The following is a 14,817-nucleotide window of genomic DNA, read 5'->3' on the forward strand; positions in this document are numbered from 1 at the left end:
GTCCCCCCTGAGGGCGGATCCCTACCGAAGACGGACCGGGGCAGCGTGAAGTTGAGCGGCGACGGAGTGACGCCGCTCTCGTCCGCGCGGTGGGGGAGCGGCGCTCAGGCCCGGTCGACGGCCGCCGCGTCCTCGTCCTCCGACGCCTCCTCTGCCTCGGCCTCGGCCCCCTCGTCCTCGTCCTCGGCCTTCTCCGGCTCACGCTCCGGGAGTTCGGCGGCCAGCGCCGCCGCGGCCTGCACCAGCGGCAGGGCCAGCAGCGCACCGCTGCCCTCGCCCACCGTCACCCCGTGGTCCAGCAGCGGGGTCAGCGCCATCCGGTCCAGCGCCTTCGACTGTGCGGGCTCCCCGCTGACCTGACCGGCCAGCCACCAGTCCGGCGCCCGGAACGCCGCCCGCTGCGCCACCAGCGCGCAGGCCGCCGAGACGACCCCGTCCAGGATCACCGGCATCCGGCGCACCGCACTCTGCAGCAGGAACCCCGTCATCGCCGCCAGGTCCGCCCCGCCCGAGGTGGCCAGCAGCTCCACCTGGTCGCCCAGCACCGGCCGTGCCCGGCGCAACGCGTCCCTGATCGCCGCGCACTTGCGCATCCACGCCAGGTCGTCGATGCCCGCACCGCCGCGCCCGGTCACCACGGAGGCGTCCGTTCCGCAGAGCGCGGCGACCAGGGTGGCCGCGGCCGTTGTGCCGCCCACGCTGAGGTCGCCGAGCACCACCAGATCGGTGCCGGAGTCCGCCTCCTCGTCGGCGATCGCCATGCCGAGGCGGATCGCCTGCTCGGCCTCCTCCGCGGTCATCGCGTCCTCGACGTCGATCCGCCCCGAACCCCGCCGCACCCGGTGCCGCACCACGGACTCGGGCAGCAGCTCCGGACCGCAGTCCAGGGAGACGTCCACGATCCGCGTCGGCACCGAGAACCGCCGGGCCAGCACCGCGACCGGGCTCGACCCGTCCAGGACCGCCCGCACCAGCTCGTACGCGCCGCCCGCAGGCCGGCCCGAGACGCCCAGCTCCGCCACCCCGTGGTCGCCGGCGAAGAGCACCAGGCGCGGCTGCTCGACGGCCCTGACCGGCACGGACTGCTGCGCGGCGCTGAGCCACTCGCCCAGTTCGTCCAGGCGCCCGAGCGCCCCCGGGGGGACGGTCAGCCGCTCGCGCCGCTCCTCGGCATCGCGCCGCACACCCCCGTCGGGGCGTTGGATCAGGTCGGAGAAGTCGTCCAGGTTCACGGAGGTCTGCCTCGCGGGTCGTCAGGTCGGATCCGGGTCGGGGGACCCAGCGGCGGGCCCCAGCGGGAACAGTACCGGTCGGCCCCGGAGAGGGGACGGGCCGCGAGCGGCGGAACCGGCACACCCCCCTCACCCCCGGTAGCCGAGGCCCAAGTGCTGGGTGCCGCCTCCCTCACCCCCGCAGCACCAGCACCTGCCCCGCCACCACCAGCAGCACCTGCTCGCACTCGGCCGCCACCGCCGCGTTCAGCCGCCCCAGCTCGTCCCGGAACCGCCGCCCCGCCGCCGTCGCCGGGACCACCCCCGACCCCACCTCGTTGGTCACCAGCACCACCGGCCGCAGGGTCCCGCGCACCGCGGCGACCAGCTCCGCGACCCGCTCCCGCAGCGCCGCCTCGCCACCGTCGTGCCACCGCTCGTCCTCCCAGGCCCCCACCCGGTCCATCGCGTCGGTCAGCCACAGCGAGAGGCAGTCGATCAGCAGCGGCGGCCCGTCCGCCCCCAGCAGCTCCGTGAGCTCGCAGGTCTCCTCGGTCCGCCAGGCGCCCGGCCTGCGCTCCCGGTGCAGTCCGATCCGGGCCGCCCACTCCGGGTCCCCGTCGCGGCGGCCGCCGGTCGCCACGTACACCACCTCCGGGAACGTCTCCAGACGCTGCTCCGCCTCCAGCGACTTCCCCGACCGCGCGCCCCCCGTCACCAGCACCCGGCGCGGCACGTCCGGCACCGCGTGGTACTCGCCCACCACCAGCGTCGTCCCGTCCGGTACCGCCCGCGCCCCGGCCGCCGCGAGCCGCCGCTCCAGCGCCGGGCCCGGTGGGGCGTCGTGGTCCAGGTGGACCGCGATCACCTCGGTCGTCGGGCCCACCGCGTCGGCCGCCCGCAGCCGGGCCACCGCGTCGGGGCGCCCGATCACATCGAGGACGACCATCTCGTACGGCGCCTCCACCCGCTCGGGCAGCCCGGAGGGGGCGGCCCCCGGCGGCAGGTACAGCAGCCGCTCGCCGTCCGGGGCGGTCACCTCGTACCCGGTCCCCGGGGCGTCCATCGCCACCGCCCGCACCCGGTGCCCGCTGATCAGCGTCAGGACCTGACCGTCCGGGACCCGCCCGGCGGGCGGCAGCAGGGCGGGCAGTTCGACGGCGGGCCCGTCGTGCGGGTGGGTCAGCAGCACCTGGCGGACCGCGCCCAGCGAACGCCCCGCCCGGGCGGCGGCGAACATCGCGCCGGGGGTGAGGTCCAGCAGCAGCGCGTCGTCGACCAGCAACGCCGTCGCGGCCCGCGCCCACGGGCCGCGGGCGGAGGCGCAGACCGCACAGGGGCAGGAGGGGCGCGGCAGCCCGTCGGGGGCTCCGGTGCCGAGCAGTGTCAGTTCCACACCTTGATCCTCCCGTGTCCCCGCTCAGGCCGCCCGCCCGGCTAGGCTTCGGGCAGCAACGTGACCCAGGAGGCGGACATGGCGTGGACGTGGCGGTTCGAGAAGTCCGACGGTACGGAGACGGAGCCGGCGCTGCAGCCGGAGGAGTTCACCACCCAGGGCGACGCGGAGTCCTGGATCGGTGAGTACTGGAAAGAGCTCCTGGAGGGCGGTGCCGCACAGGTGACGCTCTTCGAGGACACCACCAAGATCTACGGCCCGATGAGCCTGCAGGCCGACGGCGCCTGACGCCCGGCACCCGGGAAGGGGCGGTACGGGAGACCCGTACCGCCCCTTCCCGGCTCCGGCCCGGTTCCGGGGGATCAGATCTCCCCGAGCGTGACCTCCGCCGTCCGGCTGTCGCCGTCCCGTGTGTACGTCACGGTCACCTTCCCGCCCGGCTTCTCGCCCGCCAGCGCCTCGGAGAGCGAGGTGATCGTCGTGACCTCGGTGTCCCCGATCTTCGTGATGGTGTCCCCGGGCCGCAGCCCCGCGTCGGCCGCCGCGCCGCCCCGATCCACACTGACCAGCGCCACCCCGGCGGGGCGGTAGTTGTCATCGACGACCGTGCGGCCGGTGATGTTCAGCGCCGCCCGGCCCGAGTCGGTGACCTTGCCGTCCTTGATGATCTGGTCGGCGACCGTCCGCACCATCGAGACGGGGATCGCGAAGCCGATGCCCGGCGCCGCGCTGTCGCCCATCTGCGGGTCGGTCGCGGCCAGGGTCGGAATGCCGATCACCTGGCTGTCGAGGTTCACGAGCGCACCGCCGCTGTTGCCCGGGTTGATCGCCGCGGACGTCTGCACCATGTTGGCGATCGTCGCGCCCGTGCCACCGCCCGACCGGCTCTCGCTCACCGTCCGGCCGAGCGCGGACACGATGCCCTGGGTGACACTGCTGGACAGGCCCAGCGGCGAGCCCATCGCCAGGACGATCTGCCCGACCTCGACCTTCTCCGCGTCGCCGAACTTCGCGGCCCGCAGCCCGTCCGGCACCTCGTCGAGCTTGATCACCGCCAGGTCCTGCTCCGGGTAGGAGGAGACCAGCGAGGCGTTCAGCACCGCCTCCCCGGTGGCGACGCTGACCTTGAACGTCTTCTCGTCACCGACCACATGGGCATTGGTGACGATGTGCCCCTTGTCGTCGTACACGATCCCGGAGCCGAGCCCCTCCGAGGCGTCGATCTGCACCACCGAAGGCAGCACGTCGTTGATGACGTCCTGGTAGGCGTTCTCCAGATCGTCGGGGGCACGCTTCACCGCACCCTGCGCCGTACCCGACGCAGCGGCCTCGGGGGCCGGGGCCGCCGGACTCGCACCGGAACAGCCGCCCGCCAGGGCGATGGCACAGACGGCCGCGGATAGGGGGAGCAGCAGCCTGCGCGCCCGGCTGCGGGAGGGGTGAGAGTCCATATCCGGAGTCTCGTGCCGGGCCCGTTCGGGTGCCCGTACTGATGGGCCGAACGGGCCCGCCGGCCACCGGCTAGCCGCGCACCCCGCACAGATGCAGCAGCGCCGCCACACCCCGGTACGGGTCGGTCCGCCCGGCCCGGTCCTCCAGGGTCAGGACCCGCTCCAGCTCCTCGGCCGGCAGCTCCACGTCGTTGCCGACGTTGTCCGTGAAGACCCGCACCCCGTACCAGGCGTGCAGCGGCGCGGCGATCCCGGCGAGCGTGGCCCGCAGGGCGTCGAGCCGGTCGGCACGCACGGTGAGGCCGAGGCGGTTGGTGTACGCGGCGGTGTCGAAGGCGGTCAGGGCCGCGCCGAAGTCACCGGCGAGCCCCGGGCGCATCGCGAGCGCGTCCGCGTTCCGTACGAGCAGGGAGAGCAGACCGCCCGGTGCCAGCATCCGGGCGAGCCCGGCCAGCATCGGGTCCGGCTCCTCGACGTACATCAGGACGCCGTGGCACAGCACCACGTCGAAGCTGCCGGGCAGGAAGTGCACACCGGTGTCCCGGCCGTCGCCCTCGATGAGCCGGACCCGCTCCCGGATGCCCTCCGGCTCGCTCGCCAGGGCCGCCCGGGCCGAGGCCAGCATCTCCGCGTCCGACTCCAGACCGGTCACCGAGTGACCGGCCCGCGCGAGGCGCAGAGCCTGGGTGCCCTGGCCCGTGCCGACGTCCAGAACGCGCAGCCGACGGCCCACCGGGAACCGTCCGGCTATCTGCTCGTCCAGCTGCCGGGCGACCAGCTCCTGGCGGACCGTGTTGCGTACGCCGCCGAGACCCGCCAGCCACGCCGAGGAGACCCCGGTGAAGCCGGAGGCATCCGTGCTCAGGGCCGCTCTCCGCGCTTGACCTGCGGCTTCGGCAGCCGCAGTCGGCGCATCTGGAGCGTGCGCATCAGGCCGTACGCCACGGCTCCGCGCTTCGGGGTGTCCGGGAAGCGCTCGCGGAGCTGCTTCTTCAGGCGCATCGACAGACCGATCGAGTCGATCACGATCAGGATGATCACACCGAGCCACAGCAGCAGCGAGATGCTCTGGATGTTCTGCACCTGGATCACGCTGAGGATCAGGATGATCACGGCGAGCGGCAGGAACCACTCGGCGATGCAGAAGCGCGAGTCCACGTAGTCGCGGACGAAGCGCCGGACCGGGCCCTTGTCGCGGACCGGGAGATACCGCTCGTCGCCCGACGCGAGCGCCTCACGCTGGCGGGCCAGGTCGGCGCGGCGCGCTTCGCGCTGGCGCTTCATGGCCGCCTTGCGGTCGGCGGGCGCCGCGGACGCGGCACGACGCCGCTGCGTCTGGGCCTCGCTGCGCTTGGGGGTGGGGCGACCCTTGGGAGCCTGCGGGTCGCGGGGCTGCTGGGAGAGGTCCGCCGTCACCTTGTCGGTGGGGGCCTTCTCTGTCTTGGCACGGCTACGGAACACAAAACCCAAGGGTACGGGGTCGGCGCGCGGGCCCGGCGACCCGGGCGGGCACGATCCGGCAACGGACGGGGTGCCCACAAGGGCCCCGACCGGCCGATACGGGCGTTTACCGGCTGTTCCGAAGTCCGTCACGGGACGGTCCCGAAGTCCGTCGGGGACGACCCCGGGGCCTCACCTACACCCTGGGCGGGAGCGTTCACCGGGTGCAGTCGTCCTTGGGGAGGAGCACATCGGCGTCCGAACAGTGCGGTAATAGAGACAGGGCCCGTACTCTGGGTCCTATCGGGAGTGCTGGAGCTCAGTCCGTCAGAAGGGGGCGCGCGAAGCCCATGAGCGGTGTCATGAAGCGTATGGGAATGATCTTCCGCGCGAAGGCAAACAAGGCCCTTGACCGGGCCGAGGATCCGCGCGAGACCCTCGACTACTCGTACCAGAAGCAGCTGGAGCTGCTTCAGAAGGTGCGGCGCGGCGTCGCCGACGTGGCGACGTCCCGCAAGCGCCTGGAGCTGCAGCTGAACCAGCTGCAGGGCCAGTCGTCCAAGCTGGAGGACCAGGGCCGCAAGGCGCTGGCGCTGGGCCGCGAGGACCTGGCGCGCGAGGCGCTCTCACGGCGCGCCGCCCTCCAGCAGCAGGTCACCGACCTGGAGACGCAGCACACCACGCTGCAGGGTGAGGAGGAGAAGCTCACCCTCGCGGCGCAGCGTCTGCAGGCCAAGGTCGACGCCTTCCGCACGAAGAAGGAGACCATCAAGGCCACCTACACGGCGGCCCAGGCCCAGACCCGGATCGGCGAGGCCTTCTCCGGCATCTCCGAGGAGATGGGCGACGTCGGCCTCGCGATCCAGCGGGCCGAGGACAAGACGCAGCAGCTCCAGGCGCGGGCCGGCGCCATCGACGAGCTGCTCGCCTCCGGCGCCCTGGACGACCCGACCGGCACGGCGAAGGACGACATCGCCGCCGAGCTGGACCGGATCTCCGGCGGCAGCGACGTGGAGCTGGAGCTGCAGCGCATGAAGGCTGAGCTGGCCGGCGGCTCCTCGTCCTCGCAGCAGGCCATCGAGGGTGGCGCCCAGGACGGTTCCCAGCAGTCGCAGCAGTCGTCCCCGCACAAGTTCGACAAGCAGTAAGGGCAGCGTCATGATCGTACGGATCATGGGGGAGGGCCAGGTCAAGCTGGCCGACAGTCACTTCGTCGAGCTGAACGAACTCGACGACGTCCTGCTCAAGGAGATGGAGAGCGGCGACGGCCCCGGCTTTCGCACCACCCTCCACGCACTCCTGGACAAGGTGCGCGAGCTCGGCACTCCGCTGCCGGACGACTCCCTGGAGCCGTCCGAGCTGATCCTGCCGGCGCCCGACGCCACCCTCGAAGACGTACGCGCCATGCTCAGCGACGACGGGCTCATCCCCAACTGACCCACAGTCCGCCCCTCAGCACCCAGCACCCCCTGCCCCGCGTCCGGTCCGCCGGCCGCGGGGCAGCGGTGCTTCCGGCGGCTCCCGTCGGGGAAGGCTCACGCCGCCGAGGACCGGCCGCGTACCGTTGCTCGACGTGACCACCCTCTCGTCCGGCTTCGCGCGCGCCCGCCGCTGGCTCCGGGAACATCCGCTCGCGTTCGACGCGACCCTGGCGTTCTGCACCCTCGTCGCGATGATCTGCAGCTCGTTCACCGACCCGGGCGACGGCCACGGGCCGCCCGCCTTCGGGGCCCGTACCCCCGAGCTGTTCAGCGTCCTCCTGATGACCCTCACCGCCGCGGCCCTCGTCCTGCGGCGCCGCCGCCCGATGCAGGTCCTCGCGGTCACCGCGGCGCTCGCGGCCGTCGAGTACGTCCTGATGGACCCGCCCGCCCCGGTGGTCATGAGCACCGTCATCGCCCTCTACACCGTCGCCTCGCGCACCGACCGCCCCACGACCTGGCGGGTCGGACTGCTGACCATGGGAGGGCTCACCGCCGCCGCGATGGTCTTCGGCTCGACCCCCTGGTACAGCCAGGAGAACTTCGGCGTCTTCGCCTGGACCGGTCTCGCCTCCGCCGCCGGGGACGCCGTACGCAGCAGGCGCGCGTTCGTCGACGCCATCCGGGAGCGGGCCGAGCGGGCCGAGCGCACCCGGGAGGAGGAGGCCCGCCGCCGGGTCGCCGAGGAGCGGCTGCGGATCGCCCGGGACCTCCACGACGTCGTCGCCCACCACATCGCCCTGGTCAACGTCCAGGCCGGGGTCGCCGCCCACGTCATGGACAAGCGCCCGGACCAGGCCAAGGAGGCGCTCGCCCACGTCCGCGACGCCAGCCGCTCCGCCCTCAACGAGCTCCGGGTGACCGTCGGCCTCCTGCGCCAGCAGGGCGACCCCGAGGCGCCCACCGAACCGGCCCCCGGGCTCGCCGTCCTCGGCGAACTGGTCACCACCTTCCGCAACGCCGGGCTCCCCGTCGAGGTGGCCTGCGCCGACCGCGACCGGCTGCCCGCCGCCGTCGACCTCGCCGCCTACCGGGTCATCCAGGAGGCCCTGACCAACGTCCGCAAGCACGCGGGCGCCGGGGCCAAGGCCGAGGTGAGCGTCGTACGGGTGGGCGCCACCGCCGAGGTCACCGTGCTCGACAACGGCCGGGGGAGCGCCGGCCGGGGCCCCGGCACCGGACCGGCCGACGGCCCTCCGGCGGACGGCGACGGCCTGGACAGCGGCGGCCACGGCCTGGTCGGCATGCGGGAACGCGTCACCGCCCTCGGCGGGGCCCTCACCGCGGGCCCTCGCTACGGCGGCGGCTTCCGGGTCCATGCGATCCTTCCGGTCGAGGCCCGCACGGGTGAACCGGAGCGGCCGGGCACAGCGGGCGGGACGGGGCTCCGCCGATGACCCAGCCGACGCCGGCAACGACGCCCGACGCGCGGGAGGCACCGATCAGGGTGCTGCTCGCCGACGACCAGGCGCTGCTGCGCAGCGCGTTCCGGGTGCTGGTGGACTCCGAGCCGGACATGGAGGTGGTCGGCGAGGCCGCCGACGGGGCCCAGGCCGTCGAGCTGGCCCGCGCCACGGGCGCCGACGTGGTGCTCATGGACATCCGGATGCCGGGCACCGACGGGCTCGCCGCCACCCGCATGATCAGCGCCGACCCGGAGCTGTCCGCGGTGCGGGTGGTCATGCTCACCACCTTCGAGGTCGACGAGTACGTGGTCCAGTCGCTGCGCGCCGGAGCCTCCGGCTTCCTCGGCAAGGGCGCGGAGCCCGACGAACTCCTCAACGCCATCCGGATCGCCGCCGCCGGCGAGGCGCTGCTCTCCCCGGCGGCGACCAAGGGGCTCATCGCCACGTTCCTGGCCCAGGGCGGCAGTTCGCAGGAAGGGCCGGACAGCGCGGAGTACGCGGAGCGGCTGGCGGCGCTCACCGGCCGCGAACGCGAGGTGCTGGTGCAGGTCGCGGGCGGCCACTCCAACGACCGGATCGCCGAGCGGCTGGAGGTCAGCCCGCTCACCGTCAAGACCCATGTGAACCGGGCGATGGCGAAACTGGGCGCCCGCGACCGGGCGCAATTGGTGGTCATCGCCTACGAATCGGGCCTGGTGCGCCCCCGCGCGGACTGACCCGGAGGCGGCACGGGTGTACGGCGGTGTACTCCACCTGCGGTATGCGCGGCATAAGAAAGCAGCCCGGCGGGCGACGTTTCGGCTGCGCGGAGCGGAGATCGTAGGACTGGGCTGGAGGGGTGGTCCCCGATGTGCTCCCCTCCCCGCCCTCTGCCGCATACGCCACAGAAGAGAGACCCACCCATGTCCTGGCTGTCCAGATTCAGCCTCGCGCAAAGGGCCCTGATCGGGCTGATCTCGATCGTCGCGCTGGTCTTCGGCGCGATAGCGATCCCGCAGCTCAAGCAGCAGCTGCTGCCGACCATCGAACTGCCGATGGTCTCGGTGCTGGCGCCCTACCAGGGTGCGTCTCCCGATGTGGTCGAGAAGCAGGTCGTCGAACCGCTGGAGAACTCCCTCAAGGCCGTCGACGGCGTCGAGTCCATCACCTCCACCGCCAGCGAGGGCAACGCCCTCATCATGGCGACCTTCGACTTCGGCGACGAGGGCACCAAGCAGCTCGTCGCGGACATCCAGCAGGCGGTGAACCGGGCCCGCGCCCAGCTGCCCGCCGATGTCGACCCGCAGGTCATCGCCGGTTCCACGGACGACATCCCGACCGTGGTCCTCGCCGTCACCTCCGACGAGGACCAGCAGACGCTGGCCGCCCGGCTCGACCGCACGGTCGTCCCGGCCCTCCAGGACATCGAGGGCGTCGGCCAGGTCACCGTGGACGGCGTCCAGGACCTCCAGGTCTCCGTCGTCCCCGACGACAGGAAGCTCGCCGCGGCCGGTCTGAACGCGGGCACGCTCGCCCAGGCCCTCCAGTCGGGCGGCGCCACCGTCCCGGCCGGTTCCTTCTCCGAGTCCGGCAAGAGCCGCACCATCCAGGTCGGCGGCTCCTACACCTCCCTGAAGCAGATCGAGGACCTCCAGGTCGTCGCCAAGGACCCGGCGGGCGCAGCGGAAGAGCCGGGCAAGCCGGTGCGCCTCGGTGACGTGGCCGAGGTGAAGCAGGAGCCGTCCACGGCGGTCTCCATCACCCGCACCAACGGCAAGCCGAGCCTCGCCGTGATGGCGACGATGGACAAGGACGGCAGCGCCGTCGCCATCTCGGACGCCGTCAAGGACAAGCTTCCCGACCTCCGCAAGGACCTCGGCGCCGGCTCCGATCTCACCGTCGTCTCCGACCAGGGCCCCGCGGTCTCCAAGTCGATCTCGGGTCTGACCACGGAGGGCGCGCTCGGCCTGGTCTTCGCGGTCATCGTGATCCTGGTCTTCCTCGCCTCGATCCGCTCGACACTGGTCACCGCGGTCTCCATCCCGCTCTCGATCGTCCTCGCGCTGATCGTGCTCTGGACCCGCGACCTGTCGCTCAACATGCTCACCCTCGGCGCGCTCACCATCGCCATCGGCCGGGTCGTCGACGACTCGATCGTGGTCCTGGAGAACATCAAGCGTCACCTCGGCTACGGCGAGGAGCGGCACGCGGCGATCATCAACGCGGTCAAGGAGGTCGCCGGAGCGGTCACCTCCGCGACCCTCACCACCGTCGCGGTCTTCCTGCCCATCGGTCTGGTCGGCGGCATGGTCGGCCAGCTCTTCGGCTCGTTCTCGCTGACCATCACCGCGGCGCTGCTGGCCTCCCTGCTGGTCTCGCTCACCGTGGTGCCGGTCCTGTCGTACTGGTTCCTGCGCGCACCCAAGGGCACCCCCGAGGACGCGGCGGAGGCCCGGCGCCTGGCCGAGGAGAAGGAAGCGGCCAGCAGGCTCCAGCGGATCTACGTCCCGGTCCTGCGCTTCGCGACCCGCCGCCGGATCACCAGCCTGGTCATCGCCGTCGCCGTGCTGCTGGGCACCTTCGGCATGGTCCCGCTCCTGAAGACGAACTTCTTCGACGCCGGCGAGCAGGAGGTCCTGACCGTCAAGCAGGAACTCGCCCCCGGCACCAGCCTGGAAGCCGCCGACGAGGCCGCCCGCAAGGTCGAGAAGGTCCTGACCGACGACAAGGGAGTCAAGGACTACCAGGTCACCGTCGGCTCCTCCGGCTTCATGGCCGCCTTCGGCGGCGGAACCGGCTCCAACCAGGCCTCCTACCAGGTCACCCTGAAGGACGCCGCGGACTACGAGAACGCCCAGGACCGCATCGACGAGGCCCTCGGCAAGCTCGACGGCATCGGCGACACCACCATCGCCGCGGGCGACGGCTTCGGCTCCCAGGACCTGAGCGTCGTGGTCAAGGCCGCCGACGCCGACGTCCTGAAGAAGGCGTCCGAGGCGGTCCGCGCCGAGGTCGCCACCATCAAGGACGTCACCGACGTCCAGAGCGACCTGGCGCAGAGCGTCCCGCGCATCTCGGTCACCGCCAACGACAAGGCGGCCGCCGCAGGATTCGACTCCGCCGCCCTGGGCGGGATCGTCGCCGGAGCCGTCCGCGGTACGCCCGCCGGCTCCGCGACGCTGGACGACACCGAGCGCGACATCGTCATCCGGTCCTCCAAGCCCGCCGCCACCGTGGCCGAGCTGAAGGCCCTGCCGCTCGGCCCGGTCAAGCTCGGCGACATCGCCGACGTGAAGGTCGTCCCCGGCCCGGTCTCGATGACCCGGATCGACGGACAGCGCTCCGCGACGGTCACCGCCAAGCCCGTCGGCGACAACACCGGCGCGGTCAGCACCGACCTCGCCACGAAGATCGACGCCCTGGACCTGCCGGAGGGTGCCACCGCGACCATCGGCGGCGTCACCGAGGACCAGAACGAAGCGTTCATGCAGCTCGGCCTCGCCATGCTGGCGGCCATCGCGATCGTCTTCATGCTGCTGGTGGCCACCTTCCGGTCGCTCGTCCAGCCGCTGATCCTGCTGGTCTCCGTGCCGTTCGCGGCGACCGGCGCGCTGGCCCTCCTGCTCATCACGGGCACCCCGCTGGGCGTCCCCGCGATGATCGGCATGCTGATGCTCATCGGCATCGTGGTCACCAACGCGATCGTGCTGATCGACCTGATCAACCAGTACCGGGCCCAGGGGCTCGGGATCATGGAGGCGGTCATCGAGGGCGGCCGCCACCGCTTCCGCCCGATCATCATGACGGCGCTCGCGACCATCTTCGCCCTGCTCCCGATGGCGCTCGGCGTCACCGGCGAGGGCGGCTTCATCTCGCAGCCGCTGGGCGTCGTGGTGATCGGCGGTCTGATCAGCTCCACGCTGCTGACCCTGCTGCTCGTGCCGACGCTGTACGCGATGGTCGAGCTGCGCAAGGAGCGCCGGGCCAAGAAGAAGGCCGCCAAGCGCGCGGCCAAGGCCGGCGTCCCGGACCAGCCGAAGCCGGAGGAGGCCCGCGAGGCCGAGCCCGCGCAGGCCTGACCCGAAGGCGGAACCTGAAGACAGGGGCCCGGTCCACGCACCCGCGTGGGCCGGGCTCCTGCCGCGTACGGGAGGTCCCAGGAGCTCTCAGACGTCCCCGCCCAGCGCCCGGACGATCCGGTGCCCCATCTCCTTGCGCTGCTCGGGGAGCCGGGTGCTCACGGAGATGGTCTCCCGCACCAGCCGGGCCCGGGTCTCCTCCGGGGCCTTGTGCAGGAGCGCGGCGAGGTCGTCCGGTTCGAAGCCCTCGGTGGCCCCCGCGAGCACCAGCGCCACCTGGGCGTGGGTGAGCGAGGAGAGCCGGTCGCCGAAGACCTGCCCCTCGATACCCCCGCCGTGCATCAGCGCGACGCCGTCCCCGGCCTCCAACGCCCGGTCCACGTAAGCCTGGAGGGCCGCACGGTCCTCGACGAGACGGTAGGCGGCGTCCAGCCCCTCGATGCGGCCGATGTCGAGCATCGCGACATGGGCCAGCGGGGTGTCCTCGGGCGGCTGAACGGTCAGAAGACGCGGGTGCTCCTCCAGATGGGCCCGCGACTCCTTCCAGTCCGCGCACTCCAGCCACTGGGCCAACTGCTCCTGGAGGATCAGCGGATCGTAGGCGGCGGTCACCCCGTGGACGAGGACGGCCTCGCGGAGCAGCGCGTGCCGCCGCGCACCGCGCGGATGCAGAAGGGACAGCTCCTCCAACGCCACCGCCGCCTGCGCGCCACCGAGGACCTCGGCGTTCCGCGACCAGAAATCACGGGAGCCGGGCCAGTTCGGCGCGAACATCCAGGCGCTCACGAGGTCCAGGGTCTCCCGGGGCAGTGCGAGCCAGTCCGGCACGGGCGTGAACGTCTCCTCCTCCCACGCCGTGTGCACCGCCGCGGTGTCGCCGTGGCCGCGCAGCGCCTGCCGGGCCCGTACGGTCACGGCGTCCGGCCCGCCGGTCCGCTCCGCTTCCTCGTCGAGCCGGTTCACCAGCTCGCCCACCCCGGTCGCGGGCCAGGGGCCGGGGCAGCGCAGCAGGAAGGCGCTCCGCTCCACGGCCAGCCGCCGGGCGACCGCAGGACCGGCCTCGGTGAACTCCTCGACGCTCTCGTCGAACTCCTCGATCGCCGCCGCGTGTTCGCCGGTACGGGCGAGGGCCCGGGCCAGGTCGTCCAGGGCGGAGACGAGAGCGGAGACCGGGGGAGCGCCCGGGGGACTGCCGGGCGTCTCCAGCGCCAGGGACCGGTGGAGGGCCACCGCCTCCCGGAACGCCTCCACCGCCCCCTCGGCGTCCCCGTTCCGCTCCAGGTGCGCACCGAGCGCCTGGAGGGCGCGGGCCAGCTCGGGCAGAAAGACGTCTCCCTGGTCGCGCAGCAGCTCGACGGCCTCCCGTGCCGGGGGCAGGGCCTCCTCCGGGCCACCGGTGACGGGCGGGCTCCCGGCGAGGGTGCCCAGCGCCGCGGCGAGGCCGGCGCCGAAGGCTTCGGGGCACTCCGCGGCCAGCTCCCGGTACAGGGCGACGGCGCCCTCCGCGATCCGGCGGCCTGTCGGGTCGCCGGCCCTGGTGAGGTGACCGGCGAAGCCGTCCAGGGCCGCGGCCAGCTCGGGACGGAACTCGGGCCGCCGGGCGGCGAGTACGCGGAAGTGGCTGCGCGCCTCCTGGGCCGCTTCGATCGCTCCGAAGGTGTCGCTCACGGCCGCGCGATGGTGGCCGAGGGCGTGGAGAGCGGCGGCGAGCCGGGGAAGGAAGGCGTCCGGCTCCTCCTCGGCGAGCCCGCGCAGGAGACCGACCGCCTCCTCCGCACTGGGCACGGCGGCCACGGCCTGCCCGGTGTCCGCGAGCCGCGCGGCGTGGTTCAGGAGGTACGCCGCGAGCGCCGGGACGGACGCGCCCGGCTGCTCCTCCTCGACCAGCTCGCGCTGGAGCCGTACGGCCTGCTGCGCGAACGGCAGGGCGGCCGCCGGGTCCCCGGTGTCGGCGACGCGATCGCCCAGGGCACCCATGGCCAGGGCCAGTTCCGCCTGGTAGTTCCCGGGGTGCTGCACACCGAGCTCGGCGTAGATCCGCGCGGCCTCCTTCGCTGCGGCCAGGGCGCCGGTGCGGTCCCCGGCGGCGGCGCGCAGGCCGGAGAGCCGGTGCAGGGCCCCGGCGAGCGCGGGCAGCCCGGTGGCGGCACCCCGCTCGGCCTCGCCCCGCCGCTCCCGTACGTCGCGCTCAGCCCGCGCCAACGCCTCGGCAGACGATTCCTCCGCCCCCGACCCCGCCTCCTCACCCGCACCCGTCCCACGGTCCTCGTGGTTCATGCCCGCCCCACCGTCCTCGTCGTTCCCACCCGCGCGAGCATTCGCTGCGGTGAGTAGCAGCGTAGTTACGCAGTGGTGTCACCGGCTGCGGTATGGC

General features: G+C 73.2%; 12 protein-coding genes. 6 read left to right on the top strand and 6 right to left on the bottom strand.

What is annotated here, in order from left to right:
• Positions 1-104: 104 nt before the first annotated feature.
• The gene (cobT, locus tag IE134_RS26055) at positions 105-1,232 is read right to left on the bottom strand and encodes a nicotinate-nucleotide--dimethylbenzimidazole phosphoribosyltransferase (RefSeq protein WP_030718756.1); all 1,128 of its coding nucleotides are present in this window, start codon (positions 1,230-1,232) and stop codon (positions 105-107) included.
• Between the two features lie 172 nt (positions 1,233-1,404).
• The gene (locus tag IE134_RS26060; protein ID WP_030718759.1) at positions 1,405-2,607 is read right to left on the bottom strand and encodes a bifunctional adenosylcobinamide kinase/adenosylcobinamide-phosphate guanylyltransferase; all 1,203 of its coding nucleotides are present in this window, start codon (positions 2,605-2,607) and stop codon (positions 1,405-1,407) included.
• Between the two features lie 78 nt (positions 2,608-2,685).
• Here IE134_RS26060 and IE134_RS26065 point away from each other — a divergent pair, with 78 nt between their 5' ends.
• Entirely contained in the window at positions 2,686-2,895 is a 210-nt protein-coding gene (locus tag IE134_RS26065) for a hypothetical protein (RefSeq protein ID WP_010057779.1), read from the top strand.
• A 74-nt stretch (positions 2,896-2,969) separates the two neighbouring features.
• On the opposite strand, the gene IE134_RS26070 is transcribed toward IE134_RS26065, so the two are convergent.
• From IE134_RS26070 to IE134_RS26080, 3 genes are all read right to left on the bottom strand, one after another.
• Complete coding sequence (locus IE134_RS26070; protein WP_189431911.1) at positions 2,970-4,058, bottom strand: S1C family serine protease; 1,089 nt, start codon at positions 4,056-4,058, stop codon at positions 2,970-2,972.
• Positions 4,059-4,128: 70 nt separating this feature from the next.
• Entirely contained in the window at positions 4,129-4,791 is a 663-nt protein-coding gene (locus IE134_RS26075) for a class I SAM-dependent methyltransferase (RefSeq protein ID WP_189431914.1), read from the bottom strand.
• A 128-nt stretch (positions 4,792-4,919) separates the two neighbouring features.
• Positions 4,920-5,519 (bottom strand): DUF3043 domain-containing protein, encoded by a 600-nt coding sequence (locus tag IE134_RS26080; RefSeq protein ID WP_030718770.1) that lies wholly within the window; start codon positions 5,517-5,519, stop codon positions 4,920-4,922.
• Between the two features lie 341 nt (positions 5,520-5,860).
• Between IE134_RS26080 and IE134_RS26085 the strand changes: the two genes are divergently transcribed.
• The 5 genes from IE134_RS26085 (at position 5,861) to IE134_RS26105 (ending at position 12,443) form a co-directional block, all read left to right on the top strand.
• Complete coding sequence (locus tag IE134_RS26085; RefSeq protein ID WP_024263376.1) at positions 5,861-6,646, top strand: PspA/IM30 family protein; 786 nt, start codon at positions 5,861-5,863, stop codon at positions 6,644-6,646.
• Positions 6,647-6,656: 10 nt separating this feature from the next.
• On the top strand, positions 6,657-6,935 hold the full coding sequence (gene pspAA / locus IE134_RS26090) for a PspA-associated protein PspAA (protein WP_006123934.1): 279 nt from the start codon (positions 6,657-6,659) through the stop codon (positions 6,933-6,935).
• A 136-nt stretch (positions 6,936-7,071) separates the two neighbouring features.
• Positions 7,072-8,376, top strand: coding sequence for a sensor histidine kinase (locus tag IE134_RS26095; protein WP_030718778.1), 1,305 nt, complete (start codon positions 7,072-7,074; stop codon positions 8,374-8,376).
• Positions 8,373-9,101: a response regulator gene (locus IE134_RS26100; RefSeq protein ID WP_030718785.1), complete on the top strand. Its 729-nt coding sequence runs from the start codon at positions 8,373-8,375 to the stop codon at positions 9,099-9,101. The genes IE134_RS26095 and IE134_RS26100 overlap by 4 nt, the downstream gene beginning before the upstream one ends.
• Positions 9,102-9,287: 186 nt before the next feature.
• The gene (locus IE134_RS26105) at positions 9,288-12,443 is read left to right on the top strand and encodes an efflux RND transporter permease subunit (RefSeq protein ID WP_030718787.1); all 3,156 of its coding nucleotides are present in this window, start codon (positions 9,288-9,290) and stop codon (positions 12,441-12,443) included.
• Positions 12,444-12,530: 87 nt separating this feature from the next.
• Here IE134_RS26105 and IE134_RS26110 read toward each other — a convergent pair whose 3' ends face one another.
• Complete coding sequence (locus tag IE134_RS26110) at positions 12,531-14,720, bottom strand: tetratricopeptide repeat protein (protein ID WP_189431917.1); 2,190 nt, start codon at positions 14,718-14,720, stop codon at positions 12,531-12,533.
• Between the last annotated feature and the right edge of the window lie 97 nt (positions 14,721-14,817).

The organism is Streptomyces rubiginosohelvolus (genome assembly GCF_014649875.1).
In the GTDB taxonomy this organism is placed as follows: domain Bacteria; phylum Actinomycetota; class Actinomycetes; order Streptomycetales; family Streptomycetaceae; genus Streptomyces; species Streptomyces rubiginosohelvolus.